Origin of the sequence: Brevibacterium sp. FAM 24630 (assembly GCF_049804075.1) — a bacterium.
Classification (GTDB): Bacteria; Actinomycetota; Actinomycetes; order Actinomycetales; family Brevibacteriaceae; genus Brevibacterium.
Map to the genome: position 1 here is coordinate 81,499 of NZ_JBNBZD010000008.1, position 20,614 is coordinate 102,112.

The following is a 20,614-nucleotide window of genomic DNA, read 5'->3' on the forward strand; positions in this document are numbered from 1 at the left end:
AGCCGCCTGCCTGGAATTCGACAGACTGTAGAGATATACTCTTGTTGTACTGGCCGACGAAGAAGACTGAGGACTTAAGAACTGTGGGAACACTGGGTGAACTCGAACGCAGCGTCATGGACGCCATCTGGGTCCATGACGACGGATTGAGTGCCGCCGAGCTCCGCGACGTACTCTCGGATCGAGAGCTCGCTCTGACGACGGTCCATACTGTCCTCTCCCGCCTGGAGAAGAAGGGCTTCGTCACTCGCGACCGGAGCATTCGCCCGCATCGCTACCTCGCGGTATCCACTCGCGAAGACCACGTGGCGGAGCTGATGACCGAGATGCTCTCGCAGGCCCCGGACCGTCAGGCCGTCCTCGCACGCTTCCTCGGCACCGTCACGGAAGCCGACACCAAGGCGCTGCGCAACCTGCTCGGACGCAATCACTCGACGCAGTCCTGACCCAGATCGGTCACCTCAATGACCATCGTGGGCTTGATTCTGGCCGTGCTGGCGTTTCTGCTGGCATGGCCGATTCCTGCGGCTCTCGCGTGCTTTCGCGGTGATCCGATCTCGGAAGTCGTCCTCTGGCAGGCTGTCGGCCTCTCCGGTGGGCTGTCCCTCATCGGAGCCGCACTCGCTTTCGCCGTTGCTCCCGGAACGACCAGTCTGCCTCAGGGACTCCTCGAACTGCTGCGCGGTGAAACCCATACTCAGCTTTCGCTGGTGGCATGGGTCTTCCTCATCATCGCCGTCCTCCTCATCGGCCGACTGCTCGGCTGCCTGGTTCTGACCTTCTATTCGGCGAGGAAGGCGCGCTTGCGCCACGATGAGATCCTCCACCTGCTCAGCGAGCCCTCGGCGACCTACCCCGATACGCGGATCATCAGCACCGACGAAGTGGTCGCCTACTGTCTGCCGAAAGGACCGCGGAAGGGCACGGCTGTGCTCTCCACCGGCCTGATCAAGGCCCTGGATGAGAACGAACGCACCGCGGTCATCGCGCACGAGCGGGCGCATCTGGACTTCCGGCACGACGTGCTCGTCATTCCCTTCGCCGCTTGGCACCGCGCTCTGCCCTACTTCTCTGCCACGGCGATCGGTCTCAACTCGGTGAATCGGCTCATCGAGCTCATGGCCGATGATCAGGCACGAGAGCGCGTGGATCCGCAGATCCTCGCTCAGGCCGTGCAGTCGGCGGCGGAGATGAACCCCGAGCACCGCGGTGGCCTCTCGGCACAGCGCATCCGCAGGCTCTCCCATCCCTTGGACTCGACACGGATCCCCGTGCGGCTGATGTCGATCGGATTGGCCGCAGTGCTGCTGCTCGTCCCGACCCTTCTCATCCTCACGCCCGCTGCCTTCGGCATCTGATTACGGGCGCGGGCGATCGTCCGCGACGGCGGGCGGACAGCGGCGGTTCAGCTGTCGATGCGCTCGGCGTCGAGGACGGCGGCACCGGAGACGATGAATTCCTTGCGCGGCCCCACGGAGGAGCCCATGAGGAGTTCGAACGTGTTCTCCGCCGCCTCGGCGTCGGCCATCGTCACTCGCCGCAGCGTGCGCATCCCCGGGTCCATCGTCGTCTCGGCCAGCTGGTCGGCGTCCATCTCCCCCAGGCCCTTGTAGCGCTGGATCGGCTCCTTGTACACCTTCTTCTGCTTCTCGAGCTTCTTCAGCAGAGCATGCAGCTCGGCCTCCGAGTAGGTGTAGACGACGTCATTCGGGGTGCCGCGCTTCGTGACGACCTCCACCCGGTGCAGCGGCGGCACGGCTGCGAAGACCCGCCCCTGCTCGACCAGCGGCTTCATGTACCGGAAGAAGAGGGTGAGCAGCAGAGTGCGGATGTGCGCCCCGTCGACGTCGGCATCGGTCATGATGATCACTCGTCCGTACCGGGCCGACTCGAGGTCGAAGCTGCGTCCGGAGCCGGCACCGATGACCTGGATGAGGGCCGAGCATTCGACGTTGGCGAGCATGTCCGCCAGGGTCGCCTTCTGCACGTTGAGGATCTTTCCGCGGATGGGGAACAGTGCCTGATGGTCGGAGTTCCGTGCGGCCTTGGCGGTGCCCATCGCCGAATCGCCTTCGACGATGAACAGTTCGGTGTTCTCCACTCCGTTGTCGCGGCAGTCATAGAGCTTCGCCGGCAGCGAGGAGGCCTCCAGCGCGGTCTTGCGGCGCTGGTTCTCCTTGTGGGTGCGAGCGGAGATGCGCGACTTCATCTCCGCGACGACCTTCTCCAAGAGGACCGCGGCCTGCTGCTTCTCCGCCCGCTTCGTCGACGAGAGCACATCGCCGAGCTGGGATTCGACGGTCTTGGCAACGATCTGCCGAACTGCGGCCGTGCCGAGGACCTCCTTGGTCTGGCCCTCGAACTGGGGCTCGGCCAGCTGCACGGTGACCACAGCGGTGAGCCCGGCCATGACATCGTCTTTTTCGAGTTTGTCCTTGCCGACCTTGAGTTTCCGCGCATTGGCCTCGACGGCCTTGCGCATCGCCTTCAGGCAGGCCTGTTCGAACCCCGCGAGGTGGGTGCCGCCGTGCGGCGTGGCCACGACGTTGACGAAGGTCTTGAGCTTCGTGTCATAGCCGGTACCCCAGCGCAGTGCGATGTCGATGCCGACCTCGCGTTCGACCTCCTTGGATTCGAGGTGCCCCGAGGCGTCGAGCACCGGCACCGTTTCCTTGAAGGTGCCCGTGTTCTGCAGCCGCCACGTGTCGGTGATCGGCGGGTCGATGGAGAGATGGTCGACGAACTCCGTGATGCCGCCGTCGAACTTGAAGATCTCCTCGCGCTCGGCGATGACGGCACCGGTCTCGTCTCGGGCGACACCGCGACGGTCGACGATGCGGATCTCGAGCCCGGGAACGAGGAAAGCGGTCTGCCGAGCTCGTTCGACGAGGTGCTGATAGTCGAACTGGGCCTTGGCCAGGAAGATCTGCGGATCCGCCCAGTACTGCACACGCGTGCCGGTGACACCGCGCTTGGCCTTGCCGACGACGTCGAGACCCGTCGGCTCGTGGAACTCTTCGAAGGGGTTGTCCGGACTCGTGGTCCCGGCGGAGTCGTCGAAACGACCGGGCACACCACGCCGGAAAGACATCTTGTGGACCTTCGACCCGCGCGTGACCTCGACGTCGAGGCGTGCGGACAGGGCGTTGACGACTGAGGCGCCGACGCCGTGGAGGCCACCGGAGGCCGCATAGGAGGATCCGCCGAATTTGCCGCCGGCGTGGAGCTTGGTCATGACGACCTCGACTCCGGTCAGTCCGGTCTTCGGTTCGATGTCGACGGGGATGCCGCGGCCCTGGTCGGTGACGGCGACCGATCCGTCGGGGGCGAGTTCGATGAGGATGCCGGATCCGTGCCCGCCGAGAGCCTCATCGACGGAGTTGTCGATGATCTCCCACAGGCAGTGCATGAGACCGCGGGAGTCGGTCGTGCCGATGTACATTCCCGGGCGTTTGCGCACCGCCTCGAGACCGGACAGGACCGACAGATGTCTGGCGCCGTAGCTTTCGTCTTCCACAGATTTCCTCTCGTTCGATTAAATTCTAATCGTTGCGGGCTCTGCGCCCTATTCCCTGCGGGCCGTGTCGAGATGAGTTTCGCTCATTTCCGGTGCGCGACCGGGTTCGGCTGAGACAATGGGGCTCATGCGTCGTCGCCTTCTCTCTGCCGCCCTCGTCCTGTCCGCCGCACTCTGCCTGCCCGGTCTCGTCGCCTGCGGGGAGGAGACCACCCCCGGTGCGGACACGACGACCCCGGCATCCGGCACGGCCGCAGCGACCGAACCGGCAGGCGTGCGCACGTCCGGCACCGAGGCCGGGGCCGCCTCGGCGAGTGACCCGGCCGAGGTCGACCTCAGCGGGAAGACGATCGCCGTCGATCCCGGCCACAACGGCGGCAATGCCGCCGCCCCCGCGAAGATCAATCGGGCCGTCCCCGATGGTCGCGGCGGCACGAAGCCGTGCAACACCACGGGCACCTCGACGAACTCGGACTATCCGGAGGCCGACTTCACCTGGGCGGTGGCGAAGAAGCTGCGGCACTCCCTCGAACAGGCTGGGGCGACGGTCGTGCTCAGCCGCAAGGACAACAAGGGGGTGGGGCCGTGCGTGGATGAGCGCGGCACCTTCGCCGATGACGCCGATCTGCTCGTGAGCATCCACGCCAACGGCAGCGAATCGAGTTCGGTCCGGGGCTTCCACATCATCGTGGCCGACCCCGGCGAAGACGAGAAGACCGAGAAGGCCTCCGTCTCTCTGGCGAAGTCGCTGGGCTCGGCGATGGGTGAGACTTTCATCCCGAATCAGGCCTACGGGAAGGATGCGATCAGCCGTCGCCCCGATCTGGCGGGCCTGAACAATGCCTCCGTGCCTGCCGTCATCGTCGAATGCGGGGAGATGCGCAACCCCGCCGAGGCGAAGCTCATGGAGTCGAAGTCCGGGCAGTCGAAATACGCGGCGGCGCTCTTCGACGGCATCGTCGACTGGTTCTGACTTCACGGAGGTCGACGGTCAACAGCTTCTGACTTCACCGAGGTCGCCGGGTTCTGGCTTCGCGAACAGGGCCCTCGGACGCCGAACGCCCCGAGGGGCGTCCCCGGGGCGTGCGGTCTCGTGTGGGCGGGCTCAGCCGCTCATCAGTCGAGGTAGTCGCGCAGCACCTGCGAGCGTGACGGGTGGCGCAGCTTCGCCATCGTCTTCGACTCTATCTGGCGGATGCGTTCACGGGTGACCCCGTAGACCTTGCCGATCTCGTCGAGGGTCTTCGGCTGTCCGTCGTTGAGTCCGAAGCGCATGGACACGACACCGGCTTCGCGCTCGGAGAGCGTGTCGAGGACCGAATGCAGCTGCTCCTGCAGGAGTGTGAAGCTCACCGAGTCCGAGGGCACGACCGCCTCGGAGTCTTCGATGAGGTCGCCGAACTCCGAATCGCCGTCTTCGCCCAGGGGCGTGTGCAGCGAGATGGGCTCACGCCCGTACTTCTGCACCTCGACGACGCGCTCGGGCGTCATGTCGAGTTCCTTCGCGAGCTCTTCCGGGGTCGGTTCGCGTCCGAGATCCTGGAGCATCTGGCGCTGCACACGAGCGAGCTTGTTGATGACCTCGACCATGTGCACGGGAATGCGGATGGTGCGAGCCTGGTCGGCCATGGCGCGGGTGATGGCCTGGCGGATCCACCACGTGGCATAGGTCGAGAATTTGAAGCCCTTGGTGTAGTCGAACTTCTCAACGGCGCGGATGAGGCCCAGGTTGCCTTCCTGGATGAGGTCGAGGAACAGCATGCCGCGTCCGGTGTAGCGCTTGGCCAGGGACACGACGAGGCGGAGGTTGGCTTCGAGGAGGTGGTTCTTCGCGATCCGACCGTCGTGGATGATCCACTTGTAGTCCATCGTCTCGCGCGGATCGCTGACCTCACCGGCGTCGAGGAGGTGCTCGGCGTACATGCCGGCCTCGATCCGCTTGGCCAGGTCGACCTCCTCGGCGGCGTTGAGCAGGGCCACCTTGCCGATCTGTTTGAGGTAGTCCTTGACGGGGTCCGCGGTCGCACCGGCGGACACGACCTGCTGTGCAGGAGCGTCTTCCTCGTCGGCGTCGGAGACGATGAAGCCGCCGGCTTCGGCGACGGCTGCGTTCTTCTCCTTCTCCTCCGAGTTCTTCGTCTCGGTTGCCTCCGCGGGGCTCTCCTCGGTGGCGAGTGCGTCCGCGGCCGGCTCGACCTCTTCGGTGGTGTCGATGTCTTCGACGGTCTTCTTCGCCTTGGTCGCCTTCTTCGCGTCCTTGGCTGCGGCCGCCTTCGTGGTGGTCTTCTTCGGTGCCGCGGTCGACTTGGCCGCGGTGGCCTTCGCTGCCGTGGTCTTCGTCGCGGCGGATTTCGCAGCGGCCGGCTTCTTCGCGGCGGTGGTCTTGGCCTGCGCGGCCTTCTCAACCTTCGCCGCGGTCGCCTTCGTCGTCGCCTTCTTCGCTCCGGCGGTGGTCGACGCCTTCGTCGTCTTCTTCGCGGTGGACTTCGACGCCGCAGTGGTCTTGGATCCACCGGTCGAGGTCTTGCCGGCCGTTCCCTCCGACTTCTCTGTCACCGTTGTGGTTTCCTTGTCGACTCTCGGCACGTGTTCACCTTTCGCGAGCGTTGAAACTTCCCCATGCATTCGGACAGTACTAAGACCCAAGTCAAGTGGTCCGAGTACGGTCCGGAGCGAACGCAGAGTCCGCCCATCATGCTATGACTGGGTCAACGCCTAATTTTCGCACGTTATTCCCGGCATTGCGAATCGGGGCTGCGCAAGTCCCGGGCACCGTGCCGACGCGCTGTCTGGGCGAACACCGCGCCCGTCGGTTCTGTTCCCTCTTTCCTCCGCGCCGGTCTGTCGTCGGCGCCGGACTTTCCTGTGCGGCGGTCGCTCCTCCGCGCCGGCTTTCCTCCGCGCCGGTCGTTCCTCCCCGCCGGTGCGCCCGTTCACAGGGGTGCGCCCTCGGTGTCCATGAGCCAGCGCGGCAGGAAGCCCCTCTTCACAGCGTTCGCGATGAGCCCGGCCAGCCCGTGCTCGGGTTCGAGGTCGAGGGCGGCCAGAGCGTAGTTCTCTGCCATCGTCGACCCGCCCAGTGCCCATTCGAACCATGCGATGACCGAATACGCCGTGGCTCGCACCTGGGGGTGACCGACCGGCAGGTATTCCTTGAGGAAGGCGATGGACAGCAGCACATCGCGCGGGTGCGGAGCACGTTCGGAGAGCCCGATGAGCTCCCGCGCCGCGTCGGCCCGGCGACTCGAGTCCCAGCAGAGTTCGCGCAGTCGGTCGCCGTCGGCGTCGAGGACGCGAGCGGGCGGGAAGTCCGGGTGGTCGAAGCTGAGGATCATCTCGAGTGCGTCCCTCGACCACTTCTCAGCGAGGAGGGTGTCGAGAGCCATCACCGTCGGCAGCTCCATGAAGGCGTGCAGCCGGGCGATGTCGAAGGGCTCCTCACCGGCGCGCATCGCGTTCAGGCGGGGATAGAGTTCGGCGAAGATCGTGAAGGCCTCCCCCATGCCCATCCATTCCTCTTCGCGTCCGCGCCTGCTGTCGGCGAAGGCTGCGGCCGACAGCGGAGCGATGACGAGCTCCTCGGGGGCGCTGACCGGATTGGATCCGCCGGCCACGAGTTCCGTCGCACACGCCGAGGTGGTCGCTGCGATCAGGGGTGTGCTGTCGTACCCGTCGTGGTCGATGCGCCCGAATCGGTCCCTGCTCACCCACCAGGCGCTGAGTGTGTCGATCCCTCTGGCGTCGAAGGTCAGTGCCAGCTCGTCGATGGCGGCACGGATGAGGCTGCGATGGACCGCGGCGTATTCGTCGTCCCGGCCGGCGGCGCCGAGGTCGCCGGTCGGTCCGCAGCCGCCGGTCGGTTCGCTGCCACCGTTCGGTTCGCACTCGGCGACCGGTTCGTAGTCGTCATCGTAGAGAACGAAGAAGATGCCGGTCACTGCGCAGGCGCGGGAGACGAGATCCGCATACCAGGTTCCTCCTTCGGAGATGATCCGCGCCGCGGTCTCCCGGTCGAAGTCGGTACGCAGGGTCGTCGAACTCGTCTGGGTCCCACCGGTCTCGGTGCCGACGATGAGCGCCACGAGACTGCGGCGAGGCGTGTAGCCGAGAGTGTGGGGGATGATTCCGATGATGTCTTCTGGTGAGCGGGCTGGTGTTCTCATGATCTGTCCTCGCCTGTTGTGTCCTCGTTGTGGTCTGGCAGTGTGGTCCGAGCTCGATGGTGCGGTCCGAACTCGTTGGTGCGGTCGAGGTTCCACTCCATCCGATCGGCTCTGCCGACGACCAGACCTCTTCCCGTGGCTGTGGACAGCGGGAAGCGATCCACAGGCCCCCGGTGTCCGAGTCGCGGCCTTCGTCCCCACGCGGATTCGGACCGAATTGCCACGCGGGCTCCACTGACATACAAGTGAGGGGTGGCGAAGAGACGGATTTACACAGCACCGGGGTCCCAAGTGGTCGACATCTCGACGGGGACGGCCCGCCTGGAGAAGCTCGACGGGGAGGCCGATTCCTATGTCCTCCACGTCAATGGCGTTCCCTCGTCGTCGATCACCCTCAGTGATCCCACCCGCCTGGACTTCGAGTACCTCGACTGGATGCGCCGCGCGATCGACGTCGTCCTCCCCGCCGGGTCTCTGCGGGCCGCACATATCGGTGCGGCCGGCTGCGCGCTCGCGCGTGCGCTCGACGCGACGCGGCCGGGATCGAAGCAGACGGCGATCGACATCGACGCGGCGCTGCTCGGCTTCGCACGCGAGTGGTTCGATCTGCCCCGCTCCCCCGCCCTGGCCCTGCGAGCCGGTGACGGGGCCGCGGAGATCGGGACGTTCCGGCCCGACACCCTCGATGTCCTCGTCCGTGACGCCTTCGACCACGATTCGGTGCCCCCGGCCCTGCAGAGCCCAGACTTCTTCGCGTCCTGCGCCGAGGTGGTCAAGGACTCCGGTCTCTATGTCGCCAATGTCCCCGATTCCGGTGACCATGGGGTGCTGAAATCCGAGCTCAATGCTTTGGGGGAGCATTTCGCGCACCTCGCCGCGGCCACGGAACCGGCGATCCTCAAGGGACGTCGGCGCGGCAACGTCGTCGTGCTCGCATCGAACACACCGTTGGATACGGCCGGACTCGACCGCAGTCTGCGGACAGCCGCTTCGGTCGCGACGTTCCTGTCCGGAAAGGGTCTGCGTTCCCGCCTGGGCCTGTGAACTCGCGAGACTCCGACGGCGAACCGGCCCCGTTGCGGTCCTGACCACCCGTCCTGGTGGGGAATGTGAGGTACGCCCCGATCCGAAATGACCCTGCGACTACAGACACCGAGGAAAGTTCGGCATAATTGAATGCCGACCCAAGAAGGTGAGATGACCGAAACTTCAGAAATTCGCGTCGAGCAGGCCAAGCTCGACGAGCTCTATGCCCGACTCGATGAGCTGCGGGAGGAGACGACAGCGCGCCTCGGAACCGTGAGGATCTCCGAGGTCGGAGGCAACCACCAGCACCGCACCGAACGTGATGCCTTCGCCACCCTGTACGAAGATCAGCTCATCCGCCTCGACGGCGCCGAGGAGGGACTGTGCTTCGGTCGCCTCGACCTCGTCGACGAGGACGACCCCACCTACATCGGCCGCATCGGTCTCACCGATGCGCAGCGTCAGCAGATCCTCATCGACTGGAGAGCACCGGCCGCGGAGCGTTTCTACCAGTCGACCGCGGCCACCCCCGAAGGCGTCGCCCGCCGCCGTCACCTCGTGACCGCCAACCGGAAGGTCACCGGGATCGAGGACGATGTGCTCGACATCGAGGCCCTCGACGATGATCAGCGGTCGAACCTGCAGGGCGAAGGAGCCCTGCTCGCGGCTCTGTCCAGTCATCGCACCGGCCGGATGGGCGATATCGTCGCCACCATCCAGGCCGAGCAGGACGCCATCATCCGCCGCCCGCTCTCCGGCCTCCTCGTCGTCCAAGGCGGTCCGGGCACGGGGAAGACCGCGGTCGCCCTCCACCGTGCCGCGTTCCTCCTCTACCGTCACCGGGAGAGGATCGCCAAGTCGGGTGTCCTCCTCGTGGGTCCGTCGACGGTGTTCCTCAAGTACATCGAGAAGGTGCTGCCCAGCCTCGGCGAGACCGGAGCCGTCCTCCTCACCCCCGGTCAGCTCTACCCCGGACTCGACACCGATGCCACCGACGATCCGGCGGTCGCGGAGATCAAGGGCCGCGGAGTCATGGCCACGATCCTGAAGAATCACATCGCGAACTATCAGCGCGTGCCCGAGCACGACGAGGAGCTGCGCGTCGGTTCGCACACCATCGTGCTGCGACGCAAGGACGTCCGGTCGGCCCGCGACCGAGCACAGCGCAGCGGAGATGCGCACAACGCGGCTCGCACCGGATTCGTCACCGGTCTGCTGAAGATCCTCGCCGAGGATCTCGCCCGCGAGATGGGCCTCGATGCCGCCGGTGAGCGCCTGCCCGAGCTGTTGGAGGAGCTGAGGTCGAGCGTCGACGTCCGTCGTGCCCTCAATCTCGCCTGGTTCCCCATCGGTCCCGCCGGTGCGCTGCGCGCCCTGCTGGGCAAACCGCACAAGCTGCGTGCCGCCGCCGGCAGGCTCCTCACCCCGGCCGAGCAGTCGACCCTGCTCGAGCACCGTCAGCAGGAATTCACCGTCGAGGATGTCCCGCTGCTCGATGAGCTGGCCGAACTCCTCGGCTCCAGCCCGCAGCAGACCCAGGCCCGCGACGATGCGGCCCGCGACTACGCCGAGGCCGTCGTGGATATGACCGAGACCGGCGGAATGGTCACCGCTGAGATGCTCGCCGAACGGTGGGAGGAGCAGGGTCCGACGATGACCCTGGCCGAACGCGCTCTGGAGGACCGAGAGTGGACGTACGGTCACCTCGTCGTCGATGAGGCCCAGGAGCTCTCCCCCATGCAGTGGCGGGTGCTCTTCCGCAGGGTTCCTTCGAAATCGGCGACCGTCGTCGGTGACCTCGCGCAGTCTTCGCAGGTCGACAACGCCCGCACCTGGTCCTCGATCCTCTCCGAGTTCGTCGGAGACCGCTTCGCTCTCCAGGTGCTCACGGTCTCCTACCGCACCCCGCAGTCGGTGATGGATCTGGCCAACCGATACCTCCACCGTCATTTCCCGCAGCTCGAGCTCGTCGAATCGGTGCGTCAGGGAGGTGTCGACCCCCGCCTGGATACCTTCGCCGACGAAACCGAGGTCCTCGATGCCCTGGTGACCACGACCGCTGAGGAAGTGGCTGCCGCAGAAGGCGGAAAGATCGCCGTCATCGCTCCGTCGGAGCTCATCGACCCCATCGCCGAGGTGCTCGCGGACTTCGACTTCGGACGTTCGGTCACCGGCCTCGACCATCAGATCGCCCTCATCACCCCGCAGCAGGCCAAGGGCCTCGAGTTCGACTCGGTGATCATCGTCGAACCCGGTTCCATCGCTCCTGCCGGCAGCGAAACCGGCATCGGCGGGCTCTATGTGGCACTGACGAGGACCACGGAGCGTCTGCGCGTCCTCGCCTCGGCGACCACGGAACTCGTCGAGCTCTTCGCCGCTGAATCCGTGCGCCGCGCCGGCTGATCAGCACCGAATCGGCTTCGGCCCCGTCCGAGTCGAACAGCCCGGTCTCACACGTGGGCGTTTCGACTCGGACGGGGCCGTTGCTGTACGCGCTCTTCGGCCTCAGACCCGCCGTTTCCGTGAGCGTGAATGTGAAAGGCCGCTTGGGTTCGGCTTCCCCTCCGAACCGCAAGCGGCCGCGCGCCGTAGCGCGCACTGTCAATACTACACAACTATTTATGCACCGCGGTACTCGAGACGAAGATTTCCGCAGGGATTTTTCAACGGTCTCAGGATCCGGTCAGTCCGCGAAATCCTCCGGGGTCGGTTCCCGGGTCTGGCCGGCCTGCAGAAGCGCATCGGCACGCAGCGAATCGATCGCGGCTTCGAAGTCTTCGAGCGAGTCGAACCCCTGATAGACGCTGGCGAAGCGCAGGTAGGCGACCTGGTCGAGCTCGCGCAGCGGATCGAGGATGGACAGTCCCACCTCGTCGGCATCGATCTCGGCGATGCCCTTCGAGCGGATGTTCTCCTCGACCTTCTGCGCCAGCTTCGCAAGATCATCGTCGCTGACCGGTCGGCCCTGGCAGGCCTTGCGCACGCCCGACATGATCTTCTGCCGCGAGAACTCCTCGGTGACCCCGGAGCGTTTGATCACCGACAGACTCGTGGCCTCCATCGTGGTGAAGCGGCGACCGCAGTGGCGGCATTGTCGCCGTCTGCGGATCGCTGCGCCGTCTTCGCTGGTCCTCGAGTCGACGACGCGGGAATCGGACTCACGGCAGAACGGACAACGCATCTCTACTCCTCGAACCTGATATCCACGGCGCGACCATGGGCCGGCAGCTGTTCGCTGGCGGCGAGAACATCGATGTGTTCGGCCACCTCGGACAGCGCCTGGCGATCATAGTCGATGACCTGGCTGACTTTGATGAATGAGTGCACCCCGAGGCCCGAACCATGAGCGGCGGTGCCCATCGTCGGGAGCACGTGGTTCGAACCGGCGCAGTAGTCGCCGAGCGAGACCGGTGCAAAGTCGCCGAGGAACACCGCTCCCCCGCTGGTGATCCGTTCGGCCACCGCGGCGGCATCGGCGGTGTGGACCTCGACGTGTTCACCCGCGTAGCCGTTGACCACGGTGATGCCCGCGTCGAGGTCGTCGACGAGGACGATGGCCGACTGCCGTCCGGACAGGGCCGTGGAGATCCGTTCGGAGTGCATTGCGGCAGGCACCTGCACCTTGAGCTCCGCCACGACCGCTTCGGCGAGGTCCGCAGAATCGGTCACGAGCACCGAGGCGGCCAGTTCGTCGTGTTCGGCCTGGCTGATGAGGTCGGCGGCGACGAATCGCGGATTCGCGCTCGCGTCGGCGAGGATGATGATCTCCGTCGGGCCGGCGACCGCATCGATGCCGACCCGGGACCTCACGAGTGATTTCGCGGCCGCCACATAGGCGTTCCCGGGTCCGGTGATGAGGTCGACGGGTTCGAGTCCCTCCCCGTCGTCGAAGCCGTATGCCAGGGCACCGATCGCCTGGGCGCCGCCCATCGCCCACACCTCATCGACACCGAGGATGTGGGCCGTGGCCAACACCGTCGGGTGCGGCAGTCCGTCGGCCTGCGGCGGGCTGGCGATCGCCAGCGAGTCTGCCCCTGCGGTCTGGGCGGGCACGACGTTCATGATCACCGTCGAGGGGTAGACGGCGAGACCGCCGGGCACATAGAGTCCCACACGCTCGACCGGCAGGTGGCGAGTGGTGACGAAGGCCCCGGAGGCCAACTGGGTGCGGACATCGGCAGGGCGCTGATCGGCCGCGACCTTCCGAGCCCGGTCGATCGACTCGACGAGCGCGGACTTGACCTTCGGGTCGAGTTCGGCCGCGGCGGTGGCCAGGCTCGCTGCGGGCACCCGCAGGGTCTCGGGGCGCACCCCGTCGAAGCGTTCGGTGTAGTCGAGCACGGCGGCCGCTCCGCCTTCGGCCACGGTCTCGAGCAGCTCTGCCACGCGACGTTCGATATCGGCATGCGTATCGGCGGCACGGGGAAGCGCCTGCGCCAGGAATCGCTTGTTCAGGGTCTCGCCACGGTAGTCCAGAATGTTCACCTGCACCATTCTAGTCGCCGTCGCTGCGGGCCAGACGCCCGGTCCGCGGTTCGAGCCGTTCAGCGGGCAGCGGAGACGGCACCTCGCCCACCCGCGGGCCACCGGCCCCGTTTCTGCCGGCCCCCGCGGCTCAACCGCTGAGGCAGCGCGATCCCAGCAGCGCCTTGAGGTCGCCGTAGAGGCTCGGATTCGGATCGACGCGGATCGACCGGTCGAGCCGCATCACGGTCTGACGTCCCGGCTGGGACAAGATCACGTGGACATCGGTCTGGCCCCTGTTCGACTCGAGGATCCGTTTGAGCTTCGTCGCCATCTCCTCGGTGGCCTTCTCCATCGGCATGAGCAGGTTGAGCGGCCGATCCTTGGGGTCGGTGACATCCGGGATCGTCATCGACATCGCCATCAGCGAGGTCGGGCGGTCTTCGGAGGTGCGGATGCGCCCGGTCAGCGAGATCACAAGGTCGGTAGCCAGCAGGCTCGCCACGGGCTCGTAGGTGTCACCGAAGAACATCACTTCGATCTCGGCTTCGAGGTCCTCGAGCGTGACGATCGCGTAGGGGCGTCCGGAGTTCTTCGACACCTTGCGGGTGACCTGCGTGATCATTCCGCAGACCTTGATCTGGGATCCGTCGTGGCGCTGCGATTCGGGGTCGGCCACCTCGGCGATGGAGGCCTCGGATTCTGCGGCGAGCACCCCTTCGAGCCCGTTGAGCGGGTGATCGGAGACGTAGAGGCCGATCATGTCGCGTTCGAAGGACAGCTTCTCCTTCTTCTCCCATTCCGGACGGTCCGGGATCGTCACGGAGAAGCCCGGCGAATCGTCTCCCCCGCCGAACCCGGCGAAGAGGTCGAACTGGCCGTTGGCTTCCTGCCGTTTGACGCCGATGACCGAATCCACGGCTTCTTCGTGGATCTCGACGAGGGACCGCCGTGTGTGTTCGAGCGAATCGAAGCCACCGGCCTTGATGAGCGATTCGATGGTGCGCTTGTTGCACACGTGGCTGGGCACTTTGTCGAGGAAGTCCGTGAACGAGGTGTAGGCGCCCTTCTCCCCGCGGGCCTCGACGATGCCTTCGACCACATGGGAGCCGACATTGCGCACAGCGCCCATGCCGAAGCGGATATCGGTGCCGACCGGGGTGAAGTGCAGAGCCGAGTCGTTGACATCGGGGGGCAGCACGGTGATGCCCAGACGACGACACTCGTTGAGGTAGATCGCCAACTTGTCCTTGTTGTCACCGACCGAGGTCAACAGCGCAGCCATGTACTCGGCGGTGTAGTGGGCCTTGAGGTAGGCGGTCCAATAGGACACGACTCCGTAGGCGGCCGAGTGAGCCTTGTTGAACGCGTAGTCGGAGAACGGCAGCAGGATGTCCCACAGAGCTTGGGCGGCGGCCTCGGAGTAGCCGCGTTCCTTCATGCCGCCGAAGAAGCCGACCTGCTGCTTGTCGAGCTCCGACTTCTTCTTCTTGCCCATCGCACGACGGAGGATGTCGGCCTGACCGAGCGAATATCCGGCGACCTTCTGCGCGATCGCCATCACCTGCTCCTGGTAGATGATGAGGCCGTAGGTCGTGTCGAGGATGTCCTTGAGCGGTTCCTCGAGCTCGGGGTGGATCGGGGTGACGTCCTGCAGTCCGTTCTTGCGCAGGGCGTAGTTCGTATGCGAGTCGGCACCCATCGGGCCGGGGCGATAGAGCGCAAGCGTCGCGGAGATATCCTCGAAGTTGTCGGGCTTCATCATCCGCAGCAGGGCGCGCAGTCCGCCGCCGTCGAGCTGGAAGACGCCGAGGGTGTCGCCGCGGGCCAGCAGCTCGTAGGCGTCGGGGTCGTCGAGGGTCAGGTGCTCGAGGTTGAGGTCGAGGTCCCGGTTGGCCTTGATGTTCTCGACCGCGTCGGAGACGATCGTGAGGTTGCGCAGCCCCAGGAAGTCCATCTTGATGAGCCCGAGACCCTCAGATGTCGGGTAGTCGAACTGGGTGATGACCTGTCCGTCTTGGAACCGCCGCATGATCGGGATGACGTCGATGATCGGATCCGAGGACATGATGACGCCCGCGGCGTGGACGCCCCACTGCCGCTTCAGCCCTTCCAGGCCCTTCGCGGTCTCGAAGGTCTCCCGGGCTTCGGGATCGGTGTCGACGAGTTCGCGGAACTCTCCGGCTTCCTTGTACCGCTTGGAGTCCGGGTCCTCGATGTCCTTGAGCGGGATGTCCTTAGCCATCTCGGCCGGCGGCAGCGCCTTCGTCAGACGTTCACCCATGGAGAAGGGTTTGCCGAGGACACGTGCGGAGTCCTTGAGCGCCATCTTCGTCTTGATCGTGCCGTAGGTCACGATCATCGCGACACGTTCGTCGCCGTACTTCTCCGTCACGTATTCGATGACCTCGCCGCGGCGACGATCATCGAAGTCGACGTCGAAGTCGGGCATGGACACACGGTCCGGGTTGAGGAAGCGCTCGAAGAACAGTCCGTGCTGGAGCGGGTCGAGGTCGGTGATGCGCATGGCATAGGCGACCATGGAGCCGGCACCCGAACCACGGCCGGGCCCCACCCGGATGCCGTGGTCTTTCGACCAGTTGATGAAGTCGGCGACGACGAGGAAGTAGCCGGGGAAGCCCATCGAGATGATGACGTCGAGCTCGTAGTCGGCCTGCCTGCGGACATCGTCGGGCACACCGTCTGGGTACCGGTAGTCGAGTCCCTTCGCGACTTCCTTGATCAGCCACGAGGTCTCGTCCTCGCCGGGCGGGCAGGGGAACTTCGGCATGTAGTTCGCCGAGGTGTCGAAGGAGACTTCGCACTTCTCAGCGATTTCGAGGGTGTTGTCGCACGCCTCGGGGAATTCCTTGAACAGGGAGCGCATCTCGGCCGCGGACTTGAGGTAGTAGCCGGAGCCGGAGAAGGCGAAGCGGGAACCGCCCTGATCGTAGGTCGGTTCGATGAGTTTGGAGCCGGACTGGATGGCCAGCAGCGCTTCGTGCGCCTTCGCATCGGATTCGTGGGTGTAGTGCAGGTCGTTCGTCGCGACCAGCGGAATGTCCATCTCCTTCGACAGACGGATGAGATCCTTCGTCACGCGCTTCTCGATGGACAGCCCATGGTCCATGAGTTCGACGTAGTAGTTCTCCTTGCCGAAGATCTCCCGATACTTGCCGGCGGCGGCCCGGGCCTCTTCGTACTGCCCCAGACGCAGCCGCACCTGGATCTCGCCCGAGGGGCAGCCCGTCGTGGCGATGAGCCCATCGGAGTAGGTCTCGAGCAGTTCCTGGTCCAGCCGGGGCCACTTCGCGGTCACTGAGTCGAGAGAGGCGTACGAGGAGGCTTTGAACAGGTTGCGCATCCCCGTGTTGTTCCGCGACAGCAGGGTCATGTGCGTGTAGAGACCACCGCCGGAGAGGTCGTCGCTCTTCTGCGATTCGTCGGTGCGCCACTTCACTCGCGTCTTGTCCCGCCGGTCGGTTCCCGGGGTGACATAGGCTTCGACGCCGATGATGGGTTTGATGCCGGCCGCCGTGGCTTGGGACCAGAAGTCGAAGGCACCGAAGAGGTAGCCGTGGTCGGTCGTGGCGATCGCGGACATGCCCGAAGCCTTCGTCGCCGCCATGAGGTCGGCGAGGCGGGCCGCACCGTCCAACATGGAGTATTCGGTGTGGACGTGGAGGTGGACGAAGTCCTCGTTCGGCACTGGGCGCCGCCTTCCTGAAGTGGCCGGTATTGCCCATCCAGCTTAGTCCATCAGCTGCGTTTCGACAGAGGCCCACAGGCTGTCATTCGGGCCACGGTCATAGCCCGTCAGACCGTGCTCAGTTCGGTCGGATGCCGTCGAGAGCGACCTGCAGATCCTCGGGGTAGCCGCTTTCGAATTCGACCCACTTCTGCGTGTCGGGATGGTGGAATCCGAGCTTGACCGCGTGCAGCCACTGCCGTTCAAGCCCGAGTTCTTTGGCCAGCACCGGATCGGCACCGTAGGGCACGTCGCCCACGCAGGGATGCTTGGTCGCGGAGAAGTGGACGCGGATCTGGTGCGTGCGCCCGGTTTCGAGGTGGACTTCGACGAGCGCGGCACGGCGGTGGGCCTCGATGACCTCGTAGTGGGTGATCGCGTTCTTGCCTTCCGTGCGCACGGCGTAGAGCCCGTCGTGCTTCGGGTGCCGTGCGATGGGGGCGTCGATGGTTCCGAGCACCGGGTCGGGAAGCCCCTGGACGACCGCATGGTAGGTCTTCTCCACCGTGCGCTCCTTGAACGCACGCTTGAGCATGCTGTAGGCGTATTCGCTCTTCGCCACGACCATGAGACCGGAAGTGCCCACGTCGAGGCGCTGAACGATGCCCTGACGTTCGGGAGCACCGGAGGTCGCGATCCGGAAACCGGCTGCGGCGAGTCCGCCGACGACGGTTCTTCCGGTCCAGCCGATGGCCGGATGGGCCGCGACGCCGACGGGTTTGTCGACGACGACGAAGGCATCCTCGTCGTGGACGATCCGCATGCCCGGCACCGGGTCGGCCACGACTTCGAGGGGCCGTTTCGGTTCGGGCATCATGATGTCGAGGCGTTCGCCGGCGATGACCCGGTCGGATTTGATCACGGGACGTCCGGACATCTGCACACCCCCGTCGGCGCAGATGTCTGCGGCGGCGGTGCGGGAGAGTCCGAGAAGCTTCGACATCGCAGCGTCCACGCGCTGGCCTTCGAGCCCCTCAGGGACGAGGATGGAACGTTCGGTCATTGAGAGTCCTCTTTCACACGGGTGGAGTCCGAACCGTCGAGTTCGATGCCTTTGAGGCTGGCGATGATGAGCACCACGGCAGCGGCGGAGATCGCAATATCGGCGACATTGCAGATGAACAGCGACAGATCGATGAAGTCGACGACGGCCCCGTGGAGGAATGCCGGTTCCCGGAACAGCCGATCGACGAGGTTGCCGAAGAGCCCGCCCAGCAGCAGGCCGAGTCCGATCGCCCACGCCCGAGAACCGAGTTTGCGGGAGAGCAGGAGGATCGCGATGAACACGCCGACGGCGATGAGCGGGAACACCCAGGTCACACTCGAACCGAGTCCCAGGGCGGCACCGGGGTTGCGGTAGAAGTTGAACCCGGCCAAGGACCCGATCACGGGCACCGGCGGTTGCCCTTCGAGCAGAGTGACGGCGAGGAATTTTGTGACCTGATCGATGACGAGCACGATCGCCGCGATCGAGAACAGGAGGACCAGCTTGGCGGCACGAGGTCTGTTCACCCGTGGGGCAGGATCGTTCATTCGGTTCATTCTAGTCCACCGTCATCGACGTCGAACGCGCACGACTGAGGTCCGGGACCTCCGCGGAGTTCCCGGACCTCTGCCGTGCGCTGTGGATCAGAGCTTGTGGTTCGACGAACCGCCCAGCGGATTGTTTCCGTCGAGGGTCTCCGGAGCCAGGCTCGTGGAGTTCTCGAGGTCCCGCAGCTGATCGTTGAGGTAGCTCTTCAGACGTGTGCGGTACTGACGTTCGAAGTTCGACAGCTGGTCGATCGACCGCTCCAGCGTGGACTTCTGCGACTCGAGGGTCGACAGGGTCTCATCCCGCTTGGTCTCGGCCTTGCCGACGATATCGGCGGCTTCCTTCTCGGCGCCCTGGATGAGCTCGTCGCGCTTGCGCTCACCTTCGGCAACGTGCTCGTCGTGGACGCGCTGGGCCAGTGCGATGAGGCCGTGGGCATCTCCGTCGCCGCCGACTGCACCGAGGCCCGCGCCCGCTGCTCCACCGGCTGCGCCGGCAGCGACTGCGGGTGCAGCCGAGGACTCCTGCGGAGTCGGTGCGGCTTCCTTGACCACCGGAGCGGAGGTCTGAGCCGGGGCTTCTTCGACCGGTGCCGGAGCGGCAGGTGCTTCCTGGGGTGCCGGCGCCTCGGCCTGCTCCTCGGGAGCCGGAACCGCGGCAGGCATGGCCTGGGTAGCGTCGATGTCCTGCGCCGGAGCGGCGGAGGCGCCGCCGGCTTCGAGTTCCTTCACACGCTGTTCGGCGGTGGAGAGCTTCTGACGCAGTTCGTCGTTCTCCTGGTAGAGACGGCGGATCTCAACGACGACCTCATCAAGGAAATCGTCGACTTCATCCTGGTCGTACCCGTCGCGGAACTTCACATGCTGGAACCGCTTGTTTACTACGTCTTCAGGCGTGAGCGCCATGAGGTCACCTTCGGTCGATCTACAATCATTACGCTGCCGCCCGGAAGGACGGCTTCAACGTCACATTAGCGTAACACCTGCAGTTTTGTCGTGCAGTTAAGGCGTGTCACGCATTCGATGACGAATTTTTACCTATCCGAGGCTAACAAGGTCTCCACACGCTCGGCCAATTTCGGTGAGTATATTCACCATTTATCGCCTATTGGGACAATCGAATCCCGATATTCGCATTGCACTTCGTTGAGGCATTTCACGAGGCACAATCAGCATTTCGGGCTATTCGCCGCAAACACCGGTCTCCGCTCTCCTGTGAGCGTGGGACCCTCCGCGCCAGGGATCAGGCCGTGGTGTGCGAGAGGTTGAAGAACACCGAGGCGATGATCTGGATGCCGATGAGCAGAACGATGAAGCCGAGATCGAGCGAGATCTGCCCCAGCCGCAGTGGTGGGATGACCTTGCGCAGCAGCTTCAGCGGCGGGTCGGTGAGTGTGTAGACGATCTCCGCGAGGACGAGGAAGAAACCGGCCGGCTTCCAGTCACGGGAGAACACCTGGACCAGGTCGAGCACGACTCGGGCCAGGAGCACGTAGACATAGAGGCTCAGCGCAGTGCCGAGGATGTAGAAGATCATGGCCACGGGGGTCCCTCGCGCCTTTCGTTGGTGCTTGAGTGTCGGAGCCCCAGCCTAACGGCTCGAGCTGAAGAGGAGTTGAGAGAAGTTCCCGAACCGCTCAGCTCTGGTTGAAGAAGCTGGCCTGAGTGTCCGAATCGGCTTCGTTCTCGCCTGCGACCTCGATGTTCTCCGGGGTGAGCAGGAAGACCTTGTTCGTCACCCGTTCGATCGAACCGTGCAGACCGAAGATGAGGCCGGCGGAGAAGTCGACGAGCCGCTTGGAGTTGTTCTCGTCCATCTCCGAGAGGTTCATGATCACCGGGGTGCCTTCGCGGAAGGCCGATCCGATGACCATGGCATCGTTGTAGCTGCGCGGGTGGATGGTCCTGATGCGATTCATTGAGGTTCCTGGAGCCGGGGTGTCTACGGGACGAATCGGTGACGGGTGGATCGGCGTCACCGGAGCGGGGCTGCGATCCTCTGCCGTTTCGGGTTCTTCGTGCCGGTCGACGTCGTCGAAGGTTTCGATGACTTCACGGTCCCGGTATGCGGGTTCGCGACGCTCGGACTCATGGCGCTCGGTGGTCTCGTCCTCTTCTTCGACGAAACCCAGGTATTCCAGCGTCTTCTTGATTGCTGACATG

16 protein-coding genes are annotated in these 20,614 nt (G+C 65.2%); 5 read left to right on the forward strand and 11 right to left on the reverse strand.

The features are described 5' to 3' along the window. Positions 1 to 83 precede the first annotated feature (83 nt). Positions 84 to 446, forward strand: a complete 363-nt coding sequence (locus ACPUD7_RS08250; RefSeq protein WP_135541270.1) for a BlaI/MecI/CopY family transcriptional regulator — start codon at positions 84 to 86, stop codon at positions 444 to 446. Between the two features lie 18 nt (positions 447 to 464). After that, entirely contained in the window at positions 465 to 1,358 is an 894-nt protein-coding gene (locus ACPUD7_RS08255; RefSeq protein WP_425119601.1) for a M56 family metallopeptidase, read from the forward strand. 47 nt (positions 1,359 to 1,405) lie between these two features. Here the strand turns inward: ACPUD7_RS08255 and ACPUD7_RS08260 are convergent, their stop codons facing one another. Then, positions 1,406 to 3,517 carry a DNA gyrase/topoisomerase IV subunit B gene (locus ACPUD7_RS08260; protein ID WP_135541274.1) on the reverse strand — a complete coding sequence of 704 codons (2,112 nt, stop codon included), beginning with the start codon at positions 3,515 to 3,517 and terminating at the stop codon, positions 1,406 to 1,408. A 127-nt stretch (positions 3,518 to 3,644) separates the two neighbouring features. Here ACPUD7_RS08260 and ACPUD7_RS08265 point away from each other — a divergent pair, with 127 nt between their 5' ends. Further along, complete coding sequence (locus tag ACPUD7_RS08265) at positions 3,645 to 4,490, forward strand: N-acetylmuramoyl-L-alanine amidase (RefSeq protein ID WP_425119602.1); 846 nt, start codon at positions 3,645 to 3,647, stop codon at positions 4,488 to 4,490. Positions 4,491 to 4,633: 143 nt separating this feature from the next. Here the strand turns inward: ACPUD7_RS08265 and ACPUD7_RS08270 are convergent, their stop codons facing one another. Together ACPUD7_RS08270 and ACPUD7_RS08275 are read right to left on the reverse strand one after the other, a co-directional pair. Continuing rightward, entirely contained in the window at positions 4,634 to 6,142 is a 1,509-nt protein-coding gene (locus ACPUD7_RS08270) for an RNA polymerase sigma factor (protein ID WP_425119603.1), read from the reverse strand. 308 nt (positions 6,143 to 6,450) lie between these two features. Then, positions 6,451 to 7,680: a DUF4192 family protein gene (locus ACPUD7_RS08275; protein ID WP_425119604.1), complete on the reverse strand. Its 1,230-nt coding sequence runs from the start codon at positions 7,678 to 7,680 to the stop codon at positions 6,451 to 6,453. Positions 7,681 to 7,932: 252 nt separating this feature from the next. On the opposite strand from ACPUD7_RS08275, the gene ACPUD7_RS08280 reads away from it, so the two are divergent. After that, positions 7,933 to 8,724 carry a spermidine synthase gene (locus ACPUD7_RS08280; protein WP_135541282.1) on the forward strand — a complete coding sequence of 264 codons (792 nt, stop codon included), beginning with the start codon at positions 7,933 to 7,935 and terminating at the stop codon, positions 8,722 to 8,724. A gap of 153 nt (positions 8,725 to 8,877) precedes the next feature. Beyond that, positions 8,878 to 11,109, forward strand: a complete 2,232-nt coding sequence (locus ACPUD7_RS08285; RefSeq protein ID WP_135541284.1) for a HelD family protein — start codon at positions 8,878 to 8,880, stop codon at positions 11,107 to 11,109. A gap of 280 nt (positions 11,110 to 11,389) precedes the next feature. Here ACPUD7_RS08285 and nrdR read toward each other — a convergent pair whose 3' ends face one another. From nrdR to ACPUD7_RS08325, 8 genes are all read right to left on the reverse strand, one after another. Continuing rightward, the gene (nrdR, locus tag ACPUD7_RS08290) at positions 11,390 to 11,887 is read right to left on the reverse strand and encodes a transcriptional regulator NrdR (RefSeq protein WP_135541286.1); all 498 of its coding nucleotides are present in this window, start codon (positions 11,885 to 11,887) and stop codon (positions 11,390 to 11,392) included. A gap of 2 nt (positions 11,888 to 11,889) precedes the next feature. Next, a complete protein-coding gene (gene hisD, locus ACPUD7_RS08295) occupies positions 11,890 to 13,200 on the reverse strand; it encodes a histidinol dehydrogenase (RefSeq protein WP_135541288.1) in 1,311 nt (436 codons plus the stop codon). A gap of 121 nt (positions 13,201 to 13,321) precedes the next feature. Beyond that, positions 13,322 to 16,831, reverse strand: a complete 3,510-nt coding sequence (gene dnaE, locus ACPUD7_RS08300) for a DNA polymerase III subunit alpha (RefSeq protein ID WP_240689981.1) — start codon at positions 16,829 to 16,831, stop codon at positions 13,322 to 13,324. Between the two features lie 166 nt (positions 16,832 to 16,997). Then, on the reverse strand, positions 16,998 to 17,921 hold the full coding sequence (locus tag ACPUD7_RS08305) for an RluA family pseudouridine synthase (RefSeq protein ID WP_135541292.1): 924 nt from the start codon (positions 17,919 to 17,921) through the stop codon (positions 16,998 to 17,000). Beyond that, entirely contained in the window at positions 17,918 to 18,451 is a 534-nt protein-coding gene (locus ACPUD7_RS08310; RefSeq protein WP_135541294.1) for a signal peptidase II, read from the reverse strand. The genes ACPUD7_RS08305 and ACPUD7_RS08310 overlap by 4 nt, the downstream gene beginning before the upstream one ends. 96 nt (positions 18,452 to 18,547) lie before the next feature. Beyond that, a complete protein-coding gene (locus ACPUD7_RS08315) occupies positions 18,548 to 19,357 on the reverse strand; it encodes a DivIVA domain-containing protein (RefSeq protein WP_135541296.1) in 810 nt (269 codons plus the stop codon). A gap of 337 nt (positions 19,358 to 19,694) precedes the next feature. Further along, positions 19,695 to 19,994 carry a YggT family protein gene (locus ACPUD7_RS08320; RefSeq protein ID WP_135541297.1) on the reverse strand — a complete coding sequence of 100 codons (300 nt, stop codon included), beginning with the start codon at positions 19,992 to 19,994 and terminating at the stop codon, positions 19,695 to 19,697. A gap of 94 nt (positions 19,995 to 20,088) precedes the next feature. Further along, a complete protein-coding gene (locus ACPUD7_RS08325; RefSeq protein WP_135541298.1) occupies positions 20,089 to 20,613 on the reverse strand; it encodes a cell division protein SepF in 525 nt (174 codons plus the stop codon). Between the last annotated feature and the right edge of the window lies 1 nt (position 20,614).